Below are 22,201 nucleotides of genomic sequence, written 5' to 3'. Positions count from 1 at the left end.
GGCCGAGTGGGATGCCGGGGCGCTCGGTCTGCCGGGGATCTTCGTCGGTCTGACCCGTCATGGGTGTCGCGATCTCGCCGGGGGCGACCGAGTTGGCCGTGATGCCGTAGCGGCCGAGCTCGAGCGCGATGGTCTTCATGAGTCCGCCGAGACCGTGCTTGGCGGCGTCGTAGGCGCTCGACCCGACGCGCGGTTGGTGTTCGTGCACGCTCGTCACGGCGATGATCCGGCCGCCGTGGCCGGACTGCACCATGCGCGCGGCTGCCCGCTGCAGGCACACGAACGCGCCGTCGAGGTCGGTGGCCACGGTGTGCCGCCAATCGGCGAGCGACATCTCGAGGAACGGCGCGTTGTCGCCCGTCCCCGCATTGTTGACGAACACGTCGACGCCGCCCAGCTCGTCGGCGAGCGCATCGATGACCGAGCCGGCGGACTCCAGATCGGTCGTGTCGAGGTGTCGCACCGCCGCCGTGCGACCGAGCGCCCGCACCTCCTCGGCCGTGCCCTGCGCGCCCTCTTCGTCGGCGTGCCACGTGATGCCCACGTCGAGACCCGCTTCGGCGAGAACGACGGCCGTGGCCTTGCCGATGCCCGAGTCGGCGCCCGTCACGATGGCGACGCGCGGTCGGAACTCGGGCGAGCGCTCGACCCGGACTCCGGCATCCGCGCCGCTCTCTTGGCCGTCACTCATTCGCCGCTCACCGCCTGGGTGACGGCGGTCGGGGCGTCGAAGTCCTGCTCGGGCAGACCCTTCAGCGCGTCGAGCACCTCGTCGCCGGCCCCGTTCTTCTCGGCCGCCGCCACCAGGTCGTCACGGTTGGCGGGGTAGTCGACGCCGCCCAGGTGCTTCTGCAGTTCGATCGGATTGACCGTCATCGTTTCCTCCTCGGATCGACAAATTGATGCCACCAGAAAACCCCCGAACGGGTGACAGCGAAAGACCCTTGACGAACCGGCGGTGGCGGCTTTAATCGCCTCGGCGCATGATGGGCCGAATCCGCTAGCCCATCCACGGGGATTTCTCGCCCCCTTTCGCGGGTCGCGGCGTGCGCAGTACCGTCTAACCGGCCTCGAGGCCACGCCCCACACGAAAGACGACAATCATGAGCGACAAGACACGCCCCGCCGCCGGCCCGGGTTCCTCCGTCTCGGCCTCCGACACCGATTCGGGCTCCGGCTCGAACTCCGGCTCCAAGCTGAAGCAGGGCATCACGGGCCCGCTCCTCTTCCTCTTCATCCTGGGCGACGTGCTCGGCGCGGGCATCTACGCCCTCATGGGCAGCCTGTCGGCGGATGTCGGCGGCGCGCTCTGGGCCCCGCTCGCCGTCGCGCTCCTCCTCGCACTCCTGACGGCGGGCTCCTACGCCGAACTCGTCACGAAGTACCCCAAGGCCGGCGGAGCCGCCATCTTCGCCGAGCGTGCCTATAAGCAGCCCCTCATCTCGTTCCTCGTCGGCTTCAGCATGCTGGCCGCCGGCGTGGTCTCGGCCGCCGGTCTCGCGCTCGCTTTCGCGGGCGACTACCTGTCGGTCTTCATCGACCTGCCGCCCATCCCGACGGCCATGGTCTTCCTGCTGCTCATCGGCGCCCTCAACGCGCGCGGCATCTCGGAGTCGATGAAGAGCAACCTCGTGATGACGATCATCGAGCTCAGCGGCCTCGTCATCGTGATCGTCGTCGTGGCCGTCATGCTGGGGCGCGGCGACGGCGACGTCAGCCGCATCGGCGAGTTCCCCGAGGGTTCCGTGCCGGCCCTCGCCACGCTCAGCGCCGCCATCGTGGCGTACTACTCGTTCGTGGGCTTCGAGACCTCGGCCAACGTGGCCGAGGAGGTCAAGAACCCGAGCAAGGTCTACCCCCGAGCTCTCTTCGGCTCGCTGGCCACGGCCGGTGTCGTCTACATCCTCGTCGGCCTCGCGAGCGCCATCGCTCTGCCGCCGGCCGACCTCGAGGGCTCCTCCAGCCCGTTGCTCGACGTCGTGGCCGCGACCGGCGTGGGCATCCCCAACTGGATCTTCAGCCTCATCGCCCTCGTCGCCGTCGCCAACGGCGCGCTCCTCACCATGATCATGGCCAGTCGCGTGACCTACGGCATGGCCGAGCAGGGCCTCCTGCCGAGCGTTCTGGGCAAGGTGCTGTCGAAGCGCAAGACGCCGTGGACCGCCATCCTGTCGACCACCCTCGTCGCCATGCTGCTGACCCTCGTCGGCGATGTCTCCACGCTCGCCGAGACCGTCGTGCTGCTGCTGCTCTTCGTGTTCATCAGCACCAACGTGGCCGTGCTCGTGCTGCGCCGCGATCCGGTCGAGCACGACCACTTCCGCGTGTGGACCTTCGTGCCCGTGCTGGGCGTCGCCTCGTGCATCCTGTTGCTCACGCAGCAGAGCCCGCAGGTGTGGCTGTTCGGCGCCATCCTGCTGGCCGTGGGTGCCGTGCTCTACTTCGCGGCTCGTTTCACCCGCAACCGACAGGATGCCTCGGCGCGACGCGACGTCTGAGCCGACGAGCCGCCCGCGCCGCGGGCGCTTCGGTCGCGGGCGCCTCAGTCGCGGGCGCCTAAGCCGAGGGTTCGACGCCGAGGGCCGCGGCCAACCCGCGTCGTGACGCCACCCCGAGCTTCAGGCGCGCCTGGTAGAGGTGCGACTCGACGGTGCGCACCGACAGGAACAGCGTCTGCGCGATCTCGCGGTCGCTGCGTCCCGTGGCCGCGAGGGTCGCGACCTCGAGTTCGCGGCGGGTGAGAGCGGCCGCGGTCTCGGGTTCGACGATGGGCACCGGCAGGGCACCTTGGTCGCTGGCGCGCCGCCACTCCTGTCGTTCGGCGTGCGCACGGCTTTGCTGGGCGGCCGCATGGCCCCCCAGAGAGGCATGGATGACCGCAGCGTGACGCGAGGCATCGGCGGCGAGCCCGAACGCGTTCATGCGCGCAAATCGACACGCCGCTGCATCCAGCCGGCCCGGATCGCCCTGGACAAGGGCACGCGCGTAGGCCGCCTTGGCGTGCAGAAGCGGCGCGTCGGTGAGCGATGCGACACGCTCGAGGCGGTCGACCACACGCTCGCTCTGCGCCCCCAACCGGAAGAGTTCGAAGATGCCCCACGCGCCGACGGCGCTCCCCATCGGGTCATCCTGATCGAGCATGAGCGTGATGGCGCGATCCCGTTCGGTGCGGGTGTCGGCCCCTTCGCCCGGAACGAATGCGAGGATGGCGTTGAACCAGGCGTGCTGACCCTCGAGCGTGGTGCGCCCGATCGAGGCGGCCAACTTGCGCCGTGTCGCGGAGGCGTCACCCCGGCGTGCGGACACGAGGGCGAGCTGCACGAGCATCCAGGGTCGCCATCCCGCGATGTCGAAGGGGTCGAGGCGCTGCTGGGCGCTGCGCAGCTCGACCGTGGCGCGGGCGTCGTCCCCCTCGTGCAGCGCCACGAGCGCCGCGACCATGCTGATGGCCGCGAGCAGATAGCGATCGTCGAGGGCGTCGGGGCGCGACAGCAGCTCGACCGTGCTGTCGCTGGCGAGGCCCACGTCGAAACCGGCTGTGCACCGGATGACGGCCTCGGTGCCCCGCACCTTCGCGCGGTAATCCACCGACCCGAAGGCGACGGTCGCGGGCGAGATGTCGTCGATCAGAGTGTCGAGCACGTCGATGGCGTCGAGCGCCCGCTCGCAGCGGCCGGTGTGGCAGAGCAACAGGGCCGTCAGGCATCCGGCGACGATGCGGGTGGCGAGATCGGCCGAGGGGTCGCGCAGCAGGGGATCGCCGAGTCGGATGGCCGCCTCCTGGTCGCCCGTCACGTTGGCGCGCACCACGGCGACGCCCGTCGCGAGACACGGGCCCGCGAGGCCGTCATCCACCCACGAGGTGACGATGTCGAAGAGGCGGCCGAGTTCGGTTTTCGGGTCGGGCAGAGACACGGCCAGCTCGGACCACCAGATGACGAGACGGGCGAGCTCGGGCTGGGTTGCGCCGCGCACATCGGCCTCGGCCAGCACGGTCAGGGCTGAGCGCTGACGACCCCGCTGGGCGAGAGAGCGGGAGCGCTCGACATCCGCCAGGACCGACGTGTGCAGGCGCCGACTGCGCAGGGCGAACCGTTCGGCGCGCACATACTCGCCCTGGCGGTTCGAGCCCGACGCGGCGGCCAACAACACTTCGGCCACACGCTCCTCGCCCCACTCCGCGAGGGCAGCGGGCTCTTCGTCATACCCCCACTGCCCGGCGATGGCGATGGCCTGGGCAGGGCTCGGCAGGTGATCGAGGTCGCGCAGGATGGACTCACCGAAAGCGCCCGTGACCTGGTGCACGCGGTCGGGGTCGGCGATCTCGAAGGCCGCACCGGCGAACAGGGCTCCTGGCACGACGAGCTGCGTGGAGGCATAGTCGGAGGCGATGAAACCGTGCTGTGACAGCACGCGCAGATCGCCACGGGACACCGCGGCTCCGAGCACGCCGAGCGGGATCGCCCCGGTCACGTGCAACGCAGCGAGCGCCGTCAGCTGCCGCTCGGTGAGCACGCGCAGCTGGTGCTCCAGCAGGTCGAGGATGCGGGGCGACTGGGCCGGCAGGTTCGAGAACGCGGCGATGGGCGATTCGCTCGGGTCGAGCGCGTGCACGGCCGCCGCGAGCTCTTTGATCAGCTGGGGCGAACCGCCGCTGTTGGCGAAGATCAGCGCACGCGACACGGTGTCGAATACGGCGTCGGGCATCACCTGTGCCAACAACTCGTCGGCCTCGCGGGCGGTGAGGGGCGCCACGTCGACGCGTTCGGCACCGCGCTCGATCCACAGCTCGTTGATGGCCCGCACGGTGTCGCGGTCGTAGCGGTGATCGCCTTCGGGTGCACTTCCGGACGCACTCCCGAGTGCCACCGGGGTGGAGGTCAGCAGGAGCGCCACCGTCCCGGCCTCGGCCAGTTCGGTGAGGCGGCGCATGATGCGCGGGTGCAATGTCTGGGCGTCGTCGACGTGGACGACCACGGGCGCAACGGATGCGGGCGGCCCCGCCTCTATGCGTTCGGTGATGACGCCCAGCGCATCGTCCAGCCCTCCGGCCCGGGGCGATCCGTCGAGCGCCGTCGTGCCGTCGCGCTGCAGGCCGAGCAGGGTGACGGGTTCGATGCCCTCGGTGCGCAGCAGTTCGGCCACGGCCGACGCCAGGTAACTCTTGCCGAAGCCGAATTCGCCGACGATCACGACGCTGCGGCCCGCCATCAGACACTCCGAGAGCCTCCTCGGGTTTTTCCCCCGGCCCACCATGCGATGGCTCCCCGGCCACCGTCTGACGGATATCGGAGCCGTCCCTCGCTCTGCGTCATTCATCGCACTCGTCCCCCAAAGACTCGCACTCGGGTATTGCTCCGGTGCGGCGACGCTGCTGCCCCTGAGCCTGTTTCTTTCACCCCAGTATGCCGAGAATTTATCCCGATTATCTCGTCCAAGTACTGAGTTCGACCACTGAGTTGTCCCAGTAGTGCGTGGCGAATTCGGAGAACACGGGCCCGGCGGCCGCCAGAACTGCGGGGGCGAGCGGCCCCGACACGGGGGTAAACACGGAGAACGCGGGGACAGTATGGTCGGCCGCGCTCCGAAACCAGAAGCTTTCCTCAGCTACCCCGTCCGGGGTGGCACACGTGATGTGACGCAGCTCGACGACGGGCACGTCACCGTGCATCAGCAAGGGGAAAACCATGGCTCAACACGTTTCCGCACCGCGCAGCTCCCGTCGAGGAAAGGTCATGGCCATCGCGGCCGGCGGCCTCGTCATCGGGCTCGCGACCGCCGCCACCCTGGCCGCCTGGACCGACACCGAATGGGTGTTCGGCGGCAACGCCGCGGGCGACGGGCCCGGCGTCGGCACCAGCGCCTTCGAGGTCGAACAGAACGTCACGGCACCGTTCGCCGCCGCGGGCTTCGTGCAGGACGAGGAGAACCCGGGCTCGCCGCTCACGTTCGGCCTCGACGCCCTGAGCCTCAGCCCCGGCGACTCCGTCTACGCGCCCGTCGCCCTGCGCACGGTCGACGGTTCCATCGGCGGCACCATCGACCTGCAGTCGGCCGTCGCCGCCGACGGCATCACCGTGACCGACGCCGACGACGTCCTCTTCGGAGCCCTCGAGCTGCGCGTCGCCGTGAACGCGACCGCCGTCACCTGCGACGCCGGCGCCTTCACTGCCACCAGCACCATCGCCGACGGCACGCTCGCCGCCGCCGAAGGAAACGCCGCTCAGGCCCTGACAGCCGACTCGGGCAACACCCAGTACTACTGCTTCGAGCTGACGCTGCCCGATGCACCCACCCTGCCGACCGGCACCACTCTCGACGACCTGCAGGGTCGCACCGTGGCGCCCGCGTGGGAGTTCGCCGCGGAATCCGAGTAACCCGCATCATCCGCTGAGGCACATCACACACGAGCACGACGAGACGGGCGGGACGGACACCATGAACACGGTCGGTACGACTGCCACGCACGACCGTGACGGGTCGGATGTGGGCGGCGAGACCCCCATCGCCCCCGCATCCGCCCCCCTCCCGACCCGTCGGTCGCTCTCGGGCCGCGCACCCCGGCGCCCCCGCGCCAACGGCTCGCGCGCCACCCGCCTCATCAAAGAAGTCCTGCTCCTCATCGCCGGGATCGGCGGCATCCTGTCGATCCTGTGGCTCATCGCCTCGCTCGTCTTCGGCCTCTCGATCGTGATCTTCATGACGGGTTCGATGTCGCCGACGCTGCCGACGGGCGCGGCCGCCATCGTGAAGGATGCCGTGCCCGCCGCCGAGTTGCGGGTCGGGGACGTCGTCACGGTCCCCCGCGAGGGCCAGCCGCTGCCCGTGACCCACCGCATCGTCGACATCTCCCCCGTCGACCCGCTGTCGGGTGCCGGACCGGAGGCCCGCGAGCTCACGCTGCGCGGCGACGACAACGACACCAACGACCGCGACACCTACATCGTCACCGCCGCCGACCGCGTCATCGTCGGGGCTCCGTTCATCGGTCACGCGCTCACCATCATGCAGACACCGATCTTCTTCGGCGCCCTCACCCTCGGGGTCATGCTGCTCGTCATCTGGGCCTTCTGGCCCGTCCGTACATCCTGAGGAGGATTCGTGCACACCATCGGCGCATCGACGAAGCTGCACCGAGCGTGGAGCCCGCTGCGGCTCGTGCTCGCCAGCGTCGCCACCCTCGTGCTCGTCGCCGGGGCCAGCCTGTTCTCGGTTCGCGCGTTCGCCGTGCTGAACGACGTGCCCGAGACGGGCATCCCCGGTTATCTCTCCCTGCGGTCGGATCCCCACCCCGCGCAGTTCCTCGAACTTTCGCCCGGCTCGCCCGCCCGCTGGCAGATCGCCGCCGATCTGCGTGATGCCGAGACCGCCCGGCTCACGCTCGAGATGCGCAAGGACGGCGAACTCGTCGACCACCCGCGCGGCCTCGAAGTCACGGTCGAGCGCTGCGACGCCGAATGGACAGGTTTTCCGGATGCTCCCACGTGCGCCGCCAACCCGGTGCTCGTCACTGAAGCCACACCGCTCGACGACTACTCGTCCACGAGCCCCGTCTTCGACCTGGATGGCCTCACCGCCGCCTCGGGCACATACCTGCTCGTGACGCTCGCCGTCGAAGACTCGCCCGAGGCCGCGGCCGACGAGAGCCTCATGAATCTCACGGGGGACATCGCGTTCGCCCTCACGGCGACGGGTGACAGCATCGGGGCCACGCCCACGCCGACACCCACGCCGAGCACGCCCCCGACGCCCGGCCCGAGCGCCACGCCCGGCGCCCCCGCCCAACCCGGGCAACCTGCCCAGCCCGGCCAGGGCGGCCAACCCGGCGCCAACGGCCGCTCGCCCCTCGCGGCAACGGGCGTCGACATCGTCGCCCTCGTAGCTCTGGGCGCTGGAGCCATCGGCCTCGGCCTCGTGGTCTCGTCGGCCCGCACGGCCGGCCGACGCAACGCCGCCGCTGCCCCCACCGGCGCCCCCCTCATCACCGACGACCGAGGAGACCTGCGATGACCCGCACGACACCGTCCCGGCACGGGCTCGCCCCGGCACCCCGCTCCCTGCGGGGCCGGCTACGCAGCGTCACCGCCAACAACCGCCTGCTCGGCTCGCTCGCCGGGGTGGCCGCCGCCGCCCTCGTGGTGGCCACCGTGCCCGCCACCGTCGGCCAGACCGTCGCGTCGTGGGGTGACAGCGAGTGGGTGCACGCCCCCGCCGTCGGCACCTCGGCGTTCGACTGCGGCACCGACACGAACTACCGCACCACGTCGTCCGGCACGTTCCTGAGCGGCCAGCTGCTCGGCATCGACCTCGACGACATCGCCGAGCTGAGAGACATCCGCACCGTGCGCGAACCCGGCCAGCCCGCCGTCGTCGACCCGCCGAACGCCGTCGATCTGGGCGGCACCAACCCCGAGGTCAGCACCTACGCCAACCCGCTCGCCGTGAGCGCGCTCGACGACCTCGTGGTGCTCGACCTCACGGGCCTCAGCGTCGGCCTCCCCGCCGGTTCGACGGGCGCCGTCAACCAGTACAGCCAGTCATCCACGCTCGGCACCTCGGCGGGTGCGGCGGGCCTCGTGACCAACTCGGGCGGGGTCGGCGTCACCTCGAGCACGCCCGACTCCGAGCTGCCCGAACCCGCCACACTGCAGCTCTCGAACGTTCTCGGCCCCCTCACGGGCGTCGGTGATGTCTCCCTCGAGGTCGGCGCGGTCGCGGCGTCATCGGCCCTCGACTGGTGTGCCACCCGCGAGAGCGACGAATGGGGCGACGGCAGCGTCACGGGCGTCACGCGCGACTACGGCATCGCCGGGCTCGACCTCGTCGTCGACAGCCCCCTCGTCTCGGGCCTCGTCACCGAGGTCAACGACACCGTCACCGATCTGAACACGGCCGTCACGGCACTGTCCGGTGTGAATGGCGGCATCGCCAACCTCGTGCGGGCACAGGTCGCCGCCAACCTCCCGGGGCTGCTGGGCGTCAACCTCGGCGGCAACGTGACCATCAGCAACCTCAACCTCACGGGCGCCGTGCAGAACCTGCTGACCACGCCGCTCACCGACGGAACCGTCACCATCGATCTGAGCGCCGGCACCGTGTCGGTCGACCTCGCCACGCTGCTGGGCGACGGCGCCGACGGGCTGAACGAGCTCGCCCCCAACACCGAGCTGCTCATCAACAACGCCGTGCTCAACCCGCTCGTCGACCGGGTCGGAGACCTGCTGGATGCCTGGACCACTCAAGTCACGCAGGCCCTCACCACGGCCCTCGACAACGCCACGGTCACCATCGACCTCGCGGGCGCCGTGCGCATCCTCGGCACCGGCCCGAACAGCGGCCTGCAGGTGGCCACGCTCGACGTAGACGTGAACGCGAGCATCGCCTCCATCCGCGCCGGCACCGCACCCGTCGTGGTCAACACGGATGTCGTGGGCGCCGTGACGGTGGTCAACATCATCCTCGGCGGGCTCGGCCTCCCGACCATCACGACCATCCTGAGCACCCTCACGTCGGGCCTGACCACGGGCCTCCTGGCCCCGATCGCCGCCACGCTGAGCACGAACCTCTTCGGCCTCGTCTCGACGCTCGGATCGACGCTCGCCACCGCGGTGAACCCGATCCTGACGGCCGTCGGCGGTGTGTTCAACGCCCTGCCGAGCGTGCTGTCCCTGGGCGTCAACGTGCAGCCCGATCAACCGAACCCGTTGCCTGGCAGCACCTTCGACCCGGGTGCGGTGCCGCTCGAGAGCCCCGAATACGCGGTCTCGGCACTGCGCATCGGCCTCGTCGACGCGGCCGCCCCCACCAACGGGTTCGTCTACTTCTCTCTCGCTACGGCCACCGCCGGGCCCACTGTCGCACTCCCCTAGCGCGTCGGGCGCGGGGCACGCGATTGAGAGAAGATCGGCGGGCCGGATGCTGGGCGAACAGCCCCGCATCCGGCCCGCCTTTTCGTGCGAGACGAACGGGGCTAGGCGTACTCGATGCCGTAATCGCGCAGATCCGGGATGTCGTCCATCTCGAGCGGCCACGCCGGACGGCTGGGGTCGAGTTTGCGGGTCTCGCGCTCGAATGACGCGATCGCCTCGGCATCCACCGGGTCGTCGATGCTGTCCGAGACGGGCGTCGAGAAGATCTGACTGGCGGGCCCCACGAGCAGGTGCGCCTGGCCGCGCGTCCCCTCCTCGGTGAGCACGGGAATGGTGATGACATCGGATTTGCCGGCATTGGCGAGGGCGCGGGCATAGCGGAGGACGGCCTTGCAGAGAAGATCCCCCGTGAGCAGCTGACCGCCCGAATAGTGAATACGTCGCATACGAAAATTGTCGGAGAGGGCCGTGTACCTCACAAGGGGGTAGAGACGTGCGAGTGGCCTCCGCTAGCGACGGCCGATTTGGCCCTCTCGCAGCCGCGTGTTAGTTTTCTCGCGGACATGTGACTGGTCATGCAGGCAGGATCCGACAATTCGTGCACGTTGCGCGAGGTCGGGTCCTTTTTTTGTGCCCAGAACAGTCCTGACAACCCCGGTTCAAGGAGGATCCATGACGACCACAGAGAGCGCGCAAGCGATTTTCGACAATGTCGGCGGTGCCGCCAACATCTCGAAACTGCAGCACTGCTCCACCCGACTGCGCTTCGCGTTGGTCGACGACACCCTGGCCGACGAGGCCGCACTGAAGGCCGTTCCCGGCGTCATCGGCGTGGTCAAGGGCCCGCAGACGCAGGTCATCGTCGGCAGCAAAGTCGCCGAGATGTACACGGCGGTCGAGAAGTTGCGCACGTCGGGCGGCCCCGCTGCCGGCGCTGCGGCGGATGGCTCGGGCGCGGGTGGCTCGGCCACGACGGGCAGCGCGGCATCCGGTGGCCCTGGCGGCCGCAAGCCGTTCTCGTGGAAGCGCACGGGTTCGGTCTTCATGGACTTCGTGGTCAGCGTCTTCACGCCCATCATTCCCGCCATCGCCGGCGCAGGAATCTTCAAGTCCCTGCTCGTGCTCGCGTCGGCCCTCGGCTGGCTCGACCCGGCCACCGACAACTTCAAGCTGCTGAGCGCCATCCCCGACGCCGTCTTCGGCTTCCTGCCGCTGCTCGTCGCCTACACGACCGCCAAGAAGCTCGACGTGAACCGGCCCGTTGCCCTCGGCCTCGTCGGCCTGCTGCTGTTCCCCGCGTTCACGGCGCTCGTGGCGCAGGAGGGCGGCGTCTCGCTCTTCGGCCTCACGGTGCCCAACGTCAACTACAACGCGCAGGTGTTCCCCGCCATCATCTCGGTCGTCGTGCTGTGGGGTGTCGAGCGCCTGTTCACCAAGATCACGTGGGCGCCGATCCGCACGTTCTTCGTGCCGCTCATGGGCTTCATCATCGTCGCGCCGCTCATGATCTTCGTGCTCGGCCCGCTCGGCTATGGCCTCGGCACGCTGCTCACGGGCGCCATGTTGGGCCTCTACAACACGCTCGGATGGGTGGCCGTGATGCTGCTCGCCGGCGTGCTGCCGCTCATCATCTCGGTCGGCATGCACAAGGCGTTCATCCCGCCGACGCTCGCCACGGTCGCGGCATCCGGCAAGGACTCGTTCTACCTCGTCGCGTCGCTCGCCCACAACATGAGTGAGGCCGGCTCGAGCTTCGCGGTCGCCCTGCGCACCAAGAACCGCACGCTGCGCGCCACCGCTATCTCGGCCGGTGTCTCGGCCCTCTTCGGCATCACCGAGCCCGCCCTCTACGGTGTCACGCTGCAGAACCGACGCGCCCTCATCTCGGTGGTCGCGGGTAGCATGACCGCCGGTGCCTACCTCGGCCTCACGCAGGTGTCCGCCTTCGCCGTGGTCAGCCCCGGTGCGGCCAGCATCTCGATGTTCATCGACGGCGCCAACCCGTGGAACTTCCTCAACGCGCTCATCGGCCTCGTCATCGCCATCGCGGTCTCGTTCACGGTGTCGGCCATCCTGTGGCGCGACTCCGACTCGGGCACCGTGCGCGCCCTCGAGAACGCCAACGGCGGGCGGGATGCCGCAGCCACGGGCACCTCGACCGCAGCCGTCCCCGCCGCATCCGTCGTCGCCGGCACAGCAGCACCGCGCCACGCCGCCTCGGACGCCGCCGTTTCGAACACGGCCTCGTCGGCCAACGCCGACGCCGACGCCGACGCTGAGGCCCCCGCGGCCGACGCCTCGGCCGCCGCGGCCGGCACCACCATGACGGCCCTGCTCAGCCCCCTCACGGGCGAGGTCGTGCCGCTCGACAGCGTCGACGACGCGGTCTTCTCGGCCGGCATCCTCGGCCAGGGCGCGGCCGTGCGACCCACCGACGGCGCCGTCCGCGCCCCGCTCGGCGGCACCGTCACGGCGCTCATGGACTCGAAGCACGCCGTGGGCATCCGTGGCGACAACGGCGTCGAGGTGCTCGTGCACGTCGGCCTCGACACCGTGCAGCTCGAGGGAGCCCCGTTCACCGCACACGTCTCGATCGGCGACCGCGTCGACGCGGGCCAGCTGCTCGTCACGGCCGACCTCGACGCCATCCGCGCGGCCGGCTACGACACCATCACACCGGTCGTCGTCGTCAACAGCGACGACTACACCGTCACGGTCGACCAGACCGGGGCCGTTCAGGCGGGCGAACCGCTCGTCTCGGTCACAGCGAAAGAGAAGGAGAACGCCCATGGCGCTGCCTAAAGGTTTCCGTTGGGGTGGCGCACTCGCCGCCAACCAGGTCGAGGGCGCGTGGCGCGAGGGGGGCCGCGGGCCGGCCGTCTCCGATGTCGCCACCTACAAGCCCAAGGCCGACCCCAAGGAGTACGCGCTCCACCACGTCAACACGGTCGCGAGCATCACGGCCGCCCTCGAGGACGACGACACGGTCTACTACCCCAAGCGCCGCGGCATCGACTTCTACCACCGCTACCCCGAAGACCTGGCGCTGTTCGCCGAGATGGGCTTCACCACCCTGCGCGTCTCGATCGCGTGGACCCGCCTCTACCCGACGGGCGAGGAACTCGAACCCAACGAGGAGGGCGTCGCCTACTACCTCGCACTGTTCGAAGAGATGCAGCGCGTGGGCATCGAGCCCCTCGTCACCCTGTCGCACTACGACCCGCCCATCGCCCTGGCGCTGAAGCACAACGGCTGGGTCGAGCGCCGCACGATCGAACTCTTCGAGCGGTTCTCGCGCACATGCTTCGAGCGCTTCGGTCACCTCGTGAAGATGTGGCTCACGTTCAACGAGATCGACGGCATGATCCGCCACCCGTTCACGTCGGGCGGCATCATCGAGGAGACCGTCGAGGGCAGCGTGCTGCAGGCGTCGTACACGGCCCTGCACCACCAGTTCGTGGCATCCGCGTCGGCCACCCGCATGCTCAAGGAGCTGTGGCCCGAGGCGCAGATCGGATGCATGCTCACCATGTTGACGACCTACCCCAACACCTGCCACCCCGACGACGTGGCCGCCACCCAGGCCAAGGAGCGCCTGCTCTACCTGTGCACCGACGTGCAGGCCGCGGGCGCCTACCCCTCGCTCGCGCTCAACGCGCTGGGCCGCATGGGCGTCGAGATCCCGTTCGTCGAGGGCGACGTCGAGCTGTTGCGCGAGCATCCCGTCGACTTCATCTCGTTCAGCTACTACATGACCATGACCGAATCGGTGAACCCCGACGCCGAGCGCACCCCCGGCAACACGGTCCTGGGCGTGAAGAACCCGTTCCTCGAGTCGAGCGAATGGGGCTGGCAGATCGACCCCGTCGGCCTGCGCATCTCGCTCATCGACCTCTACGACCGTTACAACAAACCGCTGTTCATCGTCGAGAACGGTCTGGGCATGCGCGACGAGCTGACGGATGACGGCAGGGTGCACGACCCTTACCGCATCGACTACTTCCGCCGGCACTTCGAGCAGATGATCCAGGCCGTCGATGAGGGTGTCGACCTCATGGGCTACGTGAGCTGGGCTCCCATCGACCTGATCAGCGCATCGAGTTCTCAGATCTCGAAGCGATACGGTTTCATCTACGTCGATCAGGACGACCTCGGCAACGGTTCCGGCGACCGGCTGCGCAAGGATTCGTTCTTCTGGTACCAGAAGGTCATCGCCTCGAACGGCACCGACCTGGAGTAGTCGCCCCGCCGCCCGGTGCGGTGGGTGTCGATGGAGTCACGCATGCAGATCATCAAGAAGGTGCTCAACTCGTCCGTCGTGCTCGTCGAAGACGAGCGCGGCGTCGAGCGGGTGCTGCTCGGCAAGGGCATCGGTTTCGGTCAAAAGGCCGGAACCGCCCTGCCGTCGACCGCCGCGGACCAGGTGTTCGTGGCGCTCGACGACTCCGACCACCGCAACCTCGTCGAACTGCTCGCCCAGATTCCCGCCGAATACGTCGAACTGACGCGCGCCATCGTGGCGGATGCCGAGGCCTCCGGTCTCGAGCTCGACCCGCACATCTACCTGACGCTCACCGACCACCTGCACTTCGCCGTCGACCGGCAGCGTCGGGGTCTGTTCGTGGCCAACCGCCTCGCGTGGGAGATGCGCACCGTCTACCCCACCGAACACGCCGTCGGGGTGCGCGCGGTCGACCGGCTGCGCGAGCGCCTGGATGTCGAGCTGCCCGCCGAGGAGGCCGCCAACGTGGCCTTCCACCTCGTCAACGCCGAGGTCGGCAAAGTGGGCATCGACTCGCAACGCGTCGTGCAGCTCATCGCGCAGGTCACCCAGATCGTGTCGCACACGAGCGGCGTGCGCGTGAACCGCGACGACCTGCACTCCTCGCGGTTCGTCGCGCATCTGCAGTACTTCGCCGAGCGGTTCTTCGCCGGCAAGCTGCTCACGAGCGAGGACGACTTCCTGTTCCGCAGCCTGAGCGAGCGCTACCCAGCGGCCGTCGCCTCGGCCGAGCGGGTCCGCACCTTCGTGCGCCACGAATATGACGCCGGCCTCCCCAACGAAGAGGTCGCGTTCCTCGCCCTGCACATCGCACGGGCGTCATCCGAATAGATTTGATCACAGAAGAAAGGCACCACCCATGGCACAACGCACCACCACCGTCGCCTCGTCCGTCGGCCTGCACGCCCGCCCCGCCGCCGTGCTCGCCAAGGCCGTCGCCAAGACCGGCCACGAGGTCACCCTCACGGCCAAAGGCAAGACCATCGACCCGAAGAGCCTGCTCTCGGTCATCGCGCTGTCGATCGGCCACGGCGACGAGGTCACCCTCGACGTGACGGGCGACGACGCCGAGCGTGTCGCCGACGAACTGCAGGCCCTGCTCGAGTCGGACCTCGACGCCTAGTGCCCTCCGTCGCGCGCATCCATTTCGTCCGGCACGCCGAGACGCTGTTCAACGTCAACCGCCAGCTGCAGGGGTGGTGCGATTCGCCGCTCACCGAACGCGGTGAACGCCAGGTCGCCGCGCTGGGCGAGTGGATGCGTGGGGTGCCGCTCACGGCGGCGTTCATGAGCGATCTCACGCGCACGCGCACCACCATGGCGGGCGCGCTGGTCGGCCACCCCGACCTCGATCCCGTGCCCATGACGGCGCTGCGCGAGTGGCACTACGGCGGATGGGAAGGGCAGCCCAACCCGGACATGTGGACGCCCGTCTACGCCGACCACGGTTTCACCTACAAACCCGGTTCGGGCAGCTGGCCCGCGCTCACGACCGACAGCTTCGACCACGTGATCGACTCGATCCACGCGCACGACCCGCTCGGCCGGGCCGAGACATCCGCTCAGGTTCGCGCGCGCGTCGAGACGGCTTTCGAGACCATCCTGGCCGAGGCTCGCTCGGGTTCGGGCGACGTCATCGTGGTCACGCACGGCACCATGCTGGGCAGCCTCCTGCGGCATCTCGTGCCCACCAATGTGGCGCCGCCGTCGGGTTATCCCAACTGCGGCATCGTCACGGCCACGGTCACCTGGCCCGACGCCGACGCCCCGGATGACGCGGCCTCAGCTGCTGCGCTCAGCTACACCGTCACGCTCGCCGACGTCGACGGGTCGAACGCGACCCCCGCCTGACCGGGTTCGCAACGCTCGGGCGGCGAGGCCGAGCGCGGCGACGACGATCGCGAGGGCGACGTAGCGCAGCGAGACGCCGGGCTCGAGAAGCGCGGCCTGGAAGACTTGTAGGCCGTATTCGAGCATCTCTGCGGGGTAACGGGCGAGGCCGCGGGAGCCGATGGACGACGTGACCGCCGTGAAGGTGACCGGGCCGATCCACAGCACGAGGAGGCTGAAGAGGGCGGCCACGATGCGGCCCGCCGACCCGAGCCCGCACCAGGCAATCGTGAGCCCGACGACGATGGCGGGGATCCACACTGAGGCCGACTGCAGGAACGCGAGGAACTCGGGCGGGACCGGCTGAAGCGTGTGCGGCAGAATGAGGCCGCTCAGCCAGGGGCCGAGCGCGACGGCGGCGAGGCTCGTGCCGACCAGGACGCCCGCGGCGGGGGCGGCGGCGATGAGGCCGAGCACGAGCATCCCGATCACGATGGATGCCACGGCACCGCCCGTCAGGCCGTAGAAATAGAGCTCGGTGGCGCTGGTTTCGCGCAGACCGTCCTCGACGACGGAGGCGGTCTGGATGACGGCGATCAGCTGCACGAGCAAAACCCCGACGGCCACCGCTGCCGTTCCAAATCGCGGCCGGTGCTGCTTCGTCAGGCGCGCGACGAGACCGCCGAGCGCCGAACCCACCGCGATCACCCCGATGAGCAGCGTCACGAAGTACTGGCTGAAGGGCAGCAACACGAACGGCATCGGCTCGGCGAGCCCGGCCCCCTCGTCGGCCCACAGGTTCTGCAGCGGCAGCCGCATGCCCGTGATGATCCAGGGCAGAAGCCCCACCACGGCGGCCCCGACGCCCATGAGCACGTAGAGCCACACGTTCCAGGTCTTCGCCGTTGTGGTGGCGGTAGCGGTACCCGCAGCGGTCACACTCATATCGTCAGAACTCCCCCGGTCATGCACGCCGTCAGCCTAGCGGCCGTGACGCCTGAGGCGACCCGGCCAGCAACTGCGTTTCCGTCCCGTGAGTATCCGAGTTACTCATAAACTCGGCGGCGCTTTTTATGAGTAACTCAGTTACTCATAATCTCTGGGCTGACGGTTATGAGTAACTGGGTCAGTCGGCCCAGGCCTGGCGCTCGGAGCGGATCGCCTCGCCCGTCTCGGCGGCGCGGTGCATGAGCATCCCCAGGTAGTGGTCCTGGCTGGCCTCGGCGAGGCTGTAGAGCGCGGGGCCGCCCGCGATGTGGTCGCGCATGCGCACGAGGCAGCTGGCGATGGCGATCTCGTCGTCGTTGAGGCGGGCGGGTGCGAACTCGTTGACGTACTCCCACGACGAGCCCACGAGGATGCCGCGCAGGAACATGCCCTCGAGGTTGCCGCCTTCGCCCGTCGCCACGCGGCGGAACTCGGTGAACACGGGCGTGCGGAAATCGTCGAGGTAGGCGAGGTCGAGGTTGTTGATCTCGCCGCGGTCGCCACGGATGAGGATGCGGTTCGCGCGGATCCACGAGAAGTACTGCTCGTCGGCGAAGTCATAGACACCGAGGCGGTCGCCGAAGTCGAGGCGGGCCGAGAGCTGACGGGCGGTCACGTGCGACTCCTCGCGCGGGTCGCCGTCGCGGTCGGGCCCCTGCACGAGCGGCGACGCGAAGAGCGACGCGGTGATCACGGCATCCTCGAAACCGATGCCGAGCGCCCGCCGCAGCACACTCACGCCGTGATAGTCGTGGCACTGCGCGACCAGGGCCGAACTCACCGTGCCCAGGCGACCGGATGCCGCCACCCCGAGTTGCGCCCGCAGCAGCGGGGACAGGTGATACTGCTCGGCGACCTGGATGATTGCGCCCCCGAGCACGAGCTCGTGCAACCGTTCGAGCGCCGCGACGTCGGAGGCCGGCGGCGTCTCGGTGAGCACGGGAATGCGGCGTTCGGCGAGTTGCGCGATGATCGCGGGCGCGGCGTCGCGCGGCACGGAGACGACCACGAACTCGGGGGTCGAGGCATCCAGGAGCGCGTCGATGTCGGGAAAAGCTCGCACGTTCCACTCGGCTTCGATGGCGCGGGCCGTGTCGGGGTTGCGCGTGACGAGGCCCGTGACCTCGAAGCGGTCGGGCAGGGCGCGGGCGATGCGCAGGAAGAACTCGCTGCGCCATCCGCTGCCCACGATGCCGAATCGGATGCGGTCGCCGTTGTCGCTCATGCGTCCAGCCTAAAGTCGGTCGCCGGCTGGCGCGAGGTTCGGGCACCGGGCTGCCCGCGAGGTTCTCTCAGCGAGGAGGCCCGCTCAGGGGACGAGGCGTTGCGTGATGCGGGCGGATGCGGCATGCCACTCGACCTCGGCGAGCGCGCCGTTGACGAGCGGCAGCTGCGGCGGTTCGTGGCCGAAGTCGGCGTCGTACAAGACCGGGATGCCGAGGCCGCCGAGCGTGTCGGTCAGCGCCTGCAACCGCGGGTAGCCCGGGCTTTCGGGCGCCGGGGTGCGGCCGATGAGCACGGCATTGGCGTGGTCGAACCAGCCGGCGAGGCGCAGGCGGTGCAGCAGGCGCGCGGTTTCGAGGGTGTCGGCTTCGGCCGCCTCGAGGTAGACGAGCAGGCCCTCGGGGGCGTGGCGGCGGGCGAATCCGTCGAGGTCGCCGTAGGGGGTTCCAGGCAGGAGCGCGACGGTTTCCAGGCATCCGCCGATGAGTCGTCCCGCGACCGTGACGGGGTCGTCGCCGTCGAGGCGGCGCCAGCGCGTGGGCTCCTCGTAGGCGTCGTCGCGCGTGCGGGGTTCGGTGGCCCAGGGACCCCAGGGCCGGATGCGGCGGCGAGGGGCGGCCGATTGCACGAGGGTGGCCCCGGCCGGCGCGGTGACGACATCCATCCAGCTGGAGAATTCGACGGGCAGCTCGTAGGGCGTGTCCATGAGGTTTGCTCCATGCAGCGTGGCGACGCCTGTGGCGAGGGTGAGCGGCGTCATGAGCGTGGAGAGGTCGGAGTAGCCGATCAACCAGGTCGGGTCGACGGCCAATGCGTCGACGTCGAGGCGGTCGAGCAGGTCGACGGCGAGGTCGCCACCCCACGGCGGGATGACGGCGCGGACGGACGGGTCGGTCATCATCGCGGTGAGCTCGGCGGCCCGGGCCTCGGGCGGGCCCGACGTCACGCCGTTCACGCGGGCCAGCTCGCCGACACGTGTGCGGAAACCGTGCGCGGCAACCGCTTCGAGCGCCGCGTCGAGCCGGTCGTGCAGCGACCCGGGCACCCCCGAAGACGGTGTCGCTACGCCGACGAGATCGTCGGCGACGAGGGGGCGTGGATAGCGGATTCCGACCATCGCCACAGCCTAACGACCGGGCGCGGGCACGACGAAGGGTGCGTAGCCCGCGGGTGCCGGCTCGACGCGCAGATCGGAGAATACGAGCGTCAGCGTGTGCCCGTTCGCCTGCGCTCGGACCTCGTGAAACGGGATCCCTACCTCGGTCGACCAGGAGCGCGCGAGCTCGGAATCGGGTACGAACGCGAAACCGGGGTAGAGCGCCTGCCACTTCACGCCCCAGACATACCCGTCGAGGTCGATCCCGGTCGACACATCGATGAGGCGCTCGTCGAGCGAACCCGCCCAGCCGGCCGGGCTCAGGGCCGTCGCGACCTCGGCGCGCACGCAGTTCACGAAGAGGAACCGAAGGAAAGCCGTGGGAATGCCGGTGCCCGGCGCGGCACCGGTCTCGACCACGACCTCGTAATCCCTCATGTACGTCGTGAAGCCGTGGAAGACGATCGCCTCGTCGAACACGTCGTCGAATGCCGCCTGCATCTCCCCGATATCCATGAGCCCCAGGGTAAACCGCCGGATAAGAGCTGCGACGGCGTGTCGCCGCCGAGCCGGACCTCGGCGGGTGCCGGACCGATTGCTCGTGCCGGGAATGAGCGAGCGCGCGGCGTCCGTTACCTTTGACACACTGAGCGCGGCCGATGCCCGGGCCGCCGCCGACGAAGGGACCGCCATGTCCGCGAACAGCACGCCCTCCTCATCCGCCTCGTCTTCGCGGCCGGCGGGCTCACCGTCAGCTTCAACGTCGGCCGCCGATGCCGCCAGCCGCACGCTCGGGGTCGAGCTCAATGGCATCAACGTCGTGCACGAGAGCGAGCACAAGGGGCGCCCGCGCGACCTCTTCTGGCCGTGGTTCGCCGCCAACGTGTCGGTGCTGGGCGTGAGCTACGGCTCGTTCCTGCTCGGCTTCGGCATCTCGTTCTGGCAGGCCACCATCGTGGGCCTCATCGGCATCGTCGTGTCGTTCCTCTTCTGCGGCATCATCGCGCTGGCGGGCAAACGTGGCAACGCGCCGACCATGACGCTCAGCCGCGCGCCCTTCGGCGTCAACGGCAACCGCGTTCCCTCCGCGATCTCGTGGGTGCTCACAGTTGGTTGGGAGACCGTGCTCGCGTCGCTGGCCGTCCTCGCCACCGCCACGGTGTTCGAGGCGCTCGGCTGGGAGGGCGGCGTCGTCACGAAGGTCGTCGCGCTAGTGGTGGTCGCCGCGCTCATCGTGGGCGGAGGCATCCTCGGTTTCGAGTTCATCATGAAGCTGCAGATGTACATCACGATCGTCACGGGCGTGCTGACGGTGGTCTACATCGTGCTCGTCGCGCCGACCATCGACTTCGCGGCCGTCTCGGCCATCTCGGCGGGTTCGGCCCCCGCATTCATCGGTGCGCTCGTGTTCATGATGACCGGTTTCGGCCTGGGCTGGGTGAACGCCGCCGCCGACTATTCGCGCTACCTGCCGAAGTCGGCCTCCAGTCGCGGCGTGGTGTTCTGGACAACGTTCGGCGCCTCGCTCGCACCCCTGCTGCTGCTCTTCTTCGGCCTGCTGCTCGCGGGCAGCGACCCTGAGCTCAACGCCGCCATCGCCTCCGACCCGATCGGCGCGCTGACCACCATCCTGCCGATCTGGTTCCTCGTGCCGTTCGCCATCGTCGCCATCCTGGGCCTCGTCGGCGGCGCCGTGCTCGACATCTATTCGTCGGGCCTGGCGCTCCTGAGCACGGGCCTCAAGGCCCCGCGTTATGTTGCCGCCTCGATCGACGGCCTGCTGATGATCGCCGGTGCCATCTACGTGGTGTTCTTCGCCGCCGACTTCCTCGGCCCGTTCCAGGGGTTCCTGATCACGCTCGGCGTTCCCGTCGCGGCGTGGTGCGGCATCTTCATCGCCGACCTGCAGCTGCGCAAGAAGGACTACGCATTGGCCGAGCTGTTCGACCCGAAGGGGCGCTACGGCAACTGGAACGTGCGCGCCATCCTGCTCATCGTCGTCGGCGCGGTCGTCGGCTGGGGCTTCGTCGTCAGCTCGTCGCCCGGTTTCGAGTGGGAGGGCTACCTGCTGGGTCTCGTCGGCGGCAAGGACGGCGAGTGGGCCTACGCCAACCTGGGCGTGCTGTTCGCCCTCGTGATCGGATATCTGGGCACACTCGTCTTCGGCCGCGCCTCGGTGCGCCGCCAGGAGTCGCTGCCGACCGACAACGAGAAGATCTCGGGTGCGGCCGCCGAGGCCACGACGCCGACGGGGCTCGAGCGATGACCAGCACGCTCATGATCATCGACATGCAACGCATCTTCGGTGAACAGACGAGCGGATGGTTCACGCCCGAGTTCGCGGCCGCGTCGGAGGGTTCGCGCCGCCTGCGTGCCGCCTTCGGGCAACGCGTCGCCCTCACCCGGTTTGTCGCCCCGGCCGACCCGCAGGGCGCGTGGGTGCCCTACTACGAGGACTGGCCGTTCGCCCACGATCCCGCCAACGCCGCCCTCTACGAGCTGATGCCCGAGTTCCCGATCGACGACGCCACGGTCATCACGCGCACCACGTTCGGCAAATGGGATGCCGACACCCGGGTCGCGCTCGGCAACCCCGACAGCCTCGTGCTCACGGGCGTGTCGACCGACTGCTGCGTGCTTTCGACGGCCCTCGCCGCCGCGGATGCCGGGGTGCACGTGCGCGTGGCCGCCGACGCGTGCGCGGGCGCCAGTGCCGCCGACCACCAGCGCGCGCTCGACGCCATGGCGCTGTACGCGCCGCTCATCGAGCTGACGACGGTCGACGACGTTCTCGCCGACATGCGCTGAGACCGCAGGCGATCAGCCCCCGCGCCGGTTTCGGCCCGCCTCGGGCACATCGAACCGATTCGCCTCGACTACGCGCCGGAAGACCACGACGCCCACCTCGGCGGT

The 22,201-nt window shown here is 69.5% G+C and carries 20 protein-coding genes; 12 read left to right on the top strand and 8 right to left on the bottom strand.

Features of this window, described 5'->3' with window-relative positions; all coding sequences use genetic code 11:
• Both ACZ6IE_RS14690 and ACZ6IE_RS14685 read right to left on the bottom strand, forming a co-directional pair.
• The coding region (locus tag ACZ6IE_RS14690; RefSeq protein WP_464608562.1) for an SDR family oxidoreductase at positions 1 to 691 on the bottom strand (691 nt) is incomplete at its 3' end.
• Positions 688 to 876, bottom strand: coding sequence for a DUF2795 domain-containing protein (locus ACZ6IE_RS14685; RefSeq protein ID WP_464608561.1), 189 nt, complete (start codon positions 874 to 876; stop codon positions 688 to 690). The genes ACZ6IE_RS14690 and ACZ6IE_RS14685, both read right to left, overlap by 4 nt.
• Positions 877 to 1,103: 227 nt before the next feature.
• Here ACZ6IE_RS14685 and ACZ6IE_RS14680 point away from each other — a divergent pair, with 227 nt between their 5' ends.
• The gene (locus tag ACZ6IE_RS14680) at positions 1,104 to 2,498 is read left to right on the top strand and encodes an APC family permease (RefSeq protein WP_464608560.1); all 1,395 of its coding nucleotides are present in this window, start codon (positions 1,104 to 1,106) and stop codon (positions 2,496 to 2,498) included.
• Between the two features lie 58 nt (positions 2,499 to 2,556).
• Here the strand turns inward: ACZ6IE_RS14680 and ACZ6IE_RS14675 are convergent, their stop codons facing one another.
• A complete protein-coding gene (locus tag ACZ6IE_RS14675) occupies positions 2,557 to 5,211 on the bottom strand; it encodes a helix-turn-helix transcriptional regulator (protein ID WP_464608559.1) in 2,655 nt (884 codons plus the stop codon).
• Between the two features lie 476 nt (positions 5,212 to 5,687).
• On the opposite strand from ACZ6IE_RS14675, the gene ACZ6IE_RS14670 reads away from it, so the two are divergent.
• The 4 genes from ACZ6IE_RS14670 to ACZ6IE_RS14655 all read left to right on the top strand — a co-directional run bounded on the left by ACZ6IE_RS14670 (position 5,688) and on the right by ACZ6IE_RS14655 (position 9,869).
• Entirely contained in the window at positions 5,688 to 6,377 is a 690-nt protein-coding gene (locus ACZ6IE_RS14670; RefSeq protein WP_464608558.1) for a SipW-dependent-type signal peptide-containing protein, read from the top strand.
• Between the two features lie 61 nt (positions 6,378 to 6,438).
• Entirely contained in the window at positions 6,439 to 7,092 is a 654-nt protein-coding gene (locus ACZ6IE_RS14665; RefSeq protein WP_464608557.1) for a signal peptidase I, read from the top strand.
• Between the two features lie 9 nt (positions 7,093 to 7,101).
• Complete coding sequence (locus tag ACZ6IE_RS14660; protein WP_464608556.1) at positions 7,102 to 8,010, top strand: hypothetical protein; 909 nt, start codon at positions 7,102 to 7,104, stop codon at positions 8,008 to 8,010.
• Entirely contained in the window at positions 8,007 to 9,869 is a 1,863-nt protein-coding gene (locus ACZ6IE_RS14655) for a choice-of-anchor G family protein (protein WP_464608555.1), read from the top strand. Before ACZ6IE_RS14660 ends, ACZ6IE_RS14655 begins: the two co-directional genes overlap by 4 nt.
• A gap of 101 nt (positions 9,870 to 9,970) precedes the next feature.
• Here the strand turns inward: ACZ6IE_RS14655 and ACZ6IE_RS14650 are convergent, their stop codons facing one another.
• A complete protein-coding gene (locus ACZ6IE_RS14650; protein WP_464608554.1) occupies positions 9,971 to 10,315 on the bottom strand; it encodes a hypothetical protein in 345 nt (114 codons plus the stop codon).
• A 226-nt stretch (positions 10,316 to 10,541) separates the two neighbouring features.
• Between ACZ6IE_RS14650 and ACZ6IE_RS14645 the strand changes: the two genes are divergently transcribed.
• Genes ACZ6IE_RS14645 through ACZ6IE_RS14625 form a run of 5 tightly spaced genes read left to right on the top strand, consistent with a single transcriptional unit; the run spans position 10,542 to position 16,002 of the window.
• Positions 10,542 to 12,671 carry a glucose PTS transporter subunit IIA gene (locus tag ACZ6IE_RS14645; RefSeq protein WP_464608553.1) on the top strand — a complete coding sequence of 710 codons (2,130 nt, stop codon included), beginning with the start codon at positions 10,542 to 10,544 and terminating at the stop codon, positions 12,669 to 12,671.
• Positions 12,658 to 14,109, top strand: coding sequence for a glycoside hydrolase family 1 protein (locus tag ACZ6IE_RS14640; RefSeq protein WP_464608552.1), 1,452 nt, complete (start codon positions 12,658 to 12,660; stop codon positions 14,107 to 14,109). The genes ACZ6IE_RS14645 and ACZ6IE_RS14640 overlap by 14 nt, the downstream gene beginning before the upstream one ends.
• Before the next feature lie 42 nt (positions 14,110 to 14,151).
• The gene (locus ACZ6IE_RS14635; protein WP_464608551.1) at positions 14,152 to 14,982 is read left to right on the top strand and encodes a PRD domain-containing protein; all 831 of its coding nucleotides are present in this window, start codon (positions 14,152 to 14,154) and stop codon (positions 14,980 to 14,982) included.
• Positions 14,983 to 15,010: 28 nt separating this feature from the next.
• Positions 15,011 to 15,274 (top strand): HPr family phosphocarrier protein, encoded by a 264-nt coding sequence (locus ACZ6IE_RS14630; RefSeq protein ID WP_079726361.1) that lies wholly within the window; start codon positions 15,011 to 15,013, stop codon positions 15,272 to 15,274.
• A complete protein-coding gene (locus ACZ6IE_RS14625) occupies positions 15,274 to 16,002 on the top strand; it encodes a histidine phosphatase family protein (protein WP_464608550.1) in 729 nt (242 codons plus the stop codon). Before ACZ6IE_RS14630 ends, ACZ6IE_RS14625 begins: the two co-directional genes overlap by 1 nt.
• On the opposite strand, the gene ACZ6IE_RS14620 is transcribed toward ACZ6IE_RS14625, so the two are convergent.
• From ACZ6IE_RS14620 to ACZ6IE_RS14605, 4 genes are all read right to left on the bottom strand, one after another.
• Positions 15,934 to 16,920, bottom strand: a complete 987-nt coding sequence (locus tag ACZ6IE_RS14620) for a hypothetical protein (protein ID WP_464608549.1) — start codon at positions 16,918 to 16,920, stop codon at positions 15,934 to 15,936. The two genes, ACZ6IE_RS14625 and ACZ6IE_RS14620, sit on opposite strands and share 69 nt — an antisense overlap.
• 187 nt (positions 16,921 to 17,107) lie before the next feature.
• Entirely contained in the window at positions 17,108 to 18,193 is a 1,086-nt protein-coding gene (locus tag ACZ6IE_RS14615; protein ID WP_464608548.1) for a Gfo/Idh/MocA family protein, read from the bottom strand.
• 84 nt (positions 18,194 to 18,277) lie between these two features.
• The gene (locus ACZ6IE_RS14610; protein ID WP_464608547.1) at positions 18,278 to 19,309 is read right to left on the bottom strand and encodes a S66 family peptidase; all 1,032 of its coding nucleotides are present in this window, start codon (positions 19,307 to 19,309) and stop codon (positions 18,278 to 18,280) included.
• A 9-nt stretch (positions 19,310 to 19,318) separates the two neighbouring features.
• Positions 19,319 to 19,804: a YxiG-like protein gene (locus ACZ6IE_RS14605; protein ID WP_464608546.1), complete on the bottom strand. Its 486-nt coding sequence runs from the start codon at positions 19,802 to 19,804 to the stop codon at positions 19,319 to 19,321.
• Between the two features lie 175 nt (positions 19,805 to 19,979).
• Here ACZ6IE_RS14605 and ACZ6IE_RS14600 point away from each other — a divergent pair, with 175 nt between their 5' ends.
• Positions 19,980 to 21,554 carry a purine-cytosine permease family protein gene (locus ACZ6IE_RS14600; protein ID WP_464608545.1) on the top strand — a complete coding sequence of 525 codons (1,575 nt, stop codon included), beginning with the start codon at positions 19,980 to 19,982 and terminating at the stop codon, positions 21,552 to 21,554.
• Positions 21,551 to 22,096, top strand: a complete 546-nt coding sequence (locus tag ACZ6IE_RS14595) for a cysteine hydrolase family protein (protein ID WP_464608544.1) — start codon at positions 21,551 to 21,553, stop codon at positions 22,094 to 22,096. Before ACZ6IE_RS14600 ends, ACZ6IE_RS14595 begins: the two co-directional genes overlap by 4 nt.
• Positions 22,097 to 22,201: the final 105 nt, after the last annotated feature.

Source organism: Okibacterium sp. AC114, from assembly GCF_979253355.1.
This window is presented reverse-complemented; position numbering and strand designations above follow the sequence as displayed.

Coding starts and splice junctions, on each gene's coding strand:
- ACZ6IE_RS14685 (WP_464608561.1), bottom strand. CDS start 876: ATGACGGTCAATCCGATCGAACTGCAGAAGCACCTGGGCGGCGTCGAC.
- ACZ6IE_RS14680 (WP_464608560.1), top strand. CDS start 1,104: ATGAGCGACAAGACACGCCCCGCCGCCGGCCCGGGTTCCTCCGTCTCG.
- ACZ6IE_RS14675 (WP_464608559.1), bottom strand. CDS start 5,211: ATGGCGGGCCGCAGCGTCGTGATCGTCGGCGAATTCGGCTTCGGCAAG.
- ACZ6IE_RS14670 (WP_464608558.1), top strand. CDS start 5,688: ATGGCTCAACACGTTTCCGCACCGCGCAGCTCCCGTCGAGGAAAGGTC.
- ACZ6IE_RS14665 (WP_464608557.1), top strand. CDS start 6,439: ATGAACACGGTCGGTACGACTGCCACGCACGACCGTGACGGGTCGGAT.
- ACZ6IE_RS14655 (WP_464608555.1), top strand. CDS start 8,007: ATGACCCGCACGACACCGTCCCGGCACGGGCTCGCCCCGGCACCCCGC.
- ACZ6IE_RS14650 (WP_464608554.1), bottom strand. CDS start 10,315: ATGCGACGTATTCACTATTCGGGCGGTCAGCTGCTCACGGGGGATCTT.
- ACZ6IE_RS14645 (WP_464608553.1), top strand. CDS start 10,542: ATGACGACCACAGAGAGCGCGCAAGCGATTTTCGACAATGTCGGCGGT.
- ACZ6IE_RS14640 (WP_464608552.1), top strand. CDS start 12,658: ATGGCGCTGCCTAAAGGTTTCCGTTGGGGTGGCGCACTCGCCGCCAAC.
- ACZ6IE_RS14635 (WP_464608551.1), top strand. CDS start 14,152: ATGCAGATCATCAAGAAGGTGCTCAACTCGTCCGTCGTGCTCGTCGAA.
- ACZ6IE_RS14630 (WP_079726361.1), top strand. CDS start 15,011: ATGGCACAACGCACCACCACCGTCGCCTCGTCCGTCGGCCTGCACGCC.
- ACZ6IE_RS14615 (WP_464608548.1), bottom strand. CDS start 18,193: ATGAGCGACAACGGCGACCGCATCCGATTCGGCATCGTGGGCAGCGGA.
- ACZ6IE_RS14610 (WP_464608547.1), bottom strand. CDS start 19,309: ATGGTCGGAATCCGCTATCCACGCCCCCTCGTCGCCGACGATCTCGTC.
- ACZ6IE_RS14605 (WP_464608546.1), bottom strand. CDS start 19,804: ATGGATATCGGGGAGATGCAGGCGGCATTCGACGACGTGTTCGACGAG.
- ACZ6IE_RS14600 (WP_464608545.1), top strand. CDS start 19,980: ATGTCCGCGAACAGCACGCCCTCCTCATCCGCCTCGTCTTCGCGGCCG.
- ACZ6IE_RS14595 (WP_464608544.1), top strand. CDS start 21,551: ATGACCAGCACGCTCATGATCATCGACATGCAACGCATCTTCGGTGAA.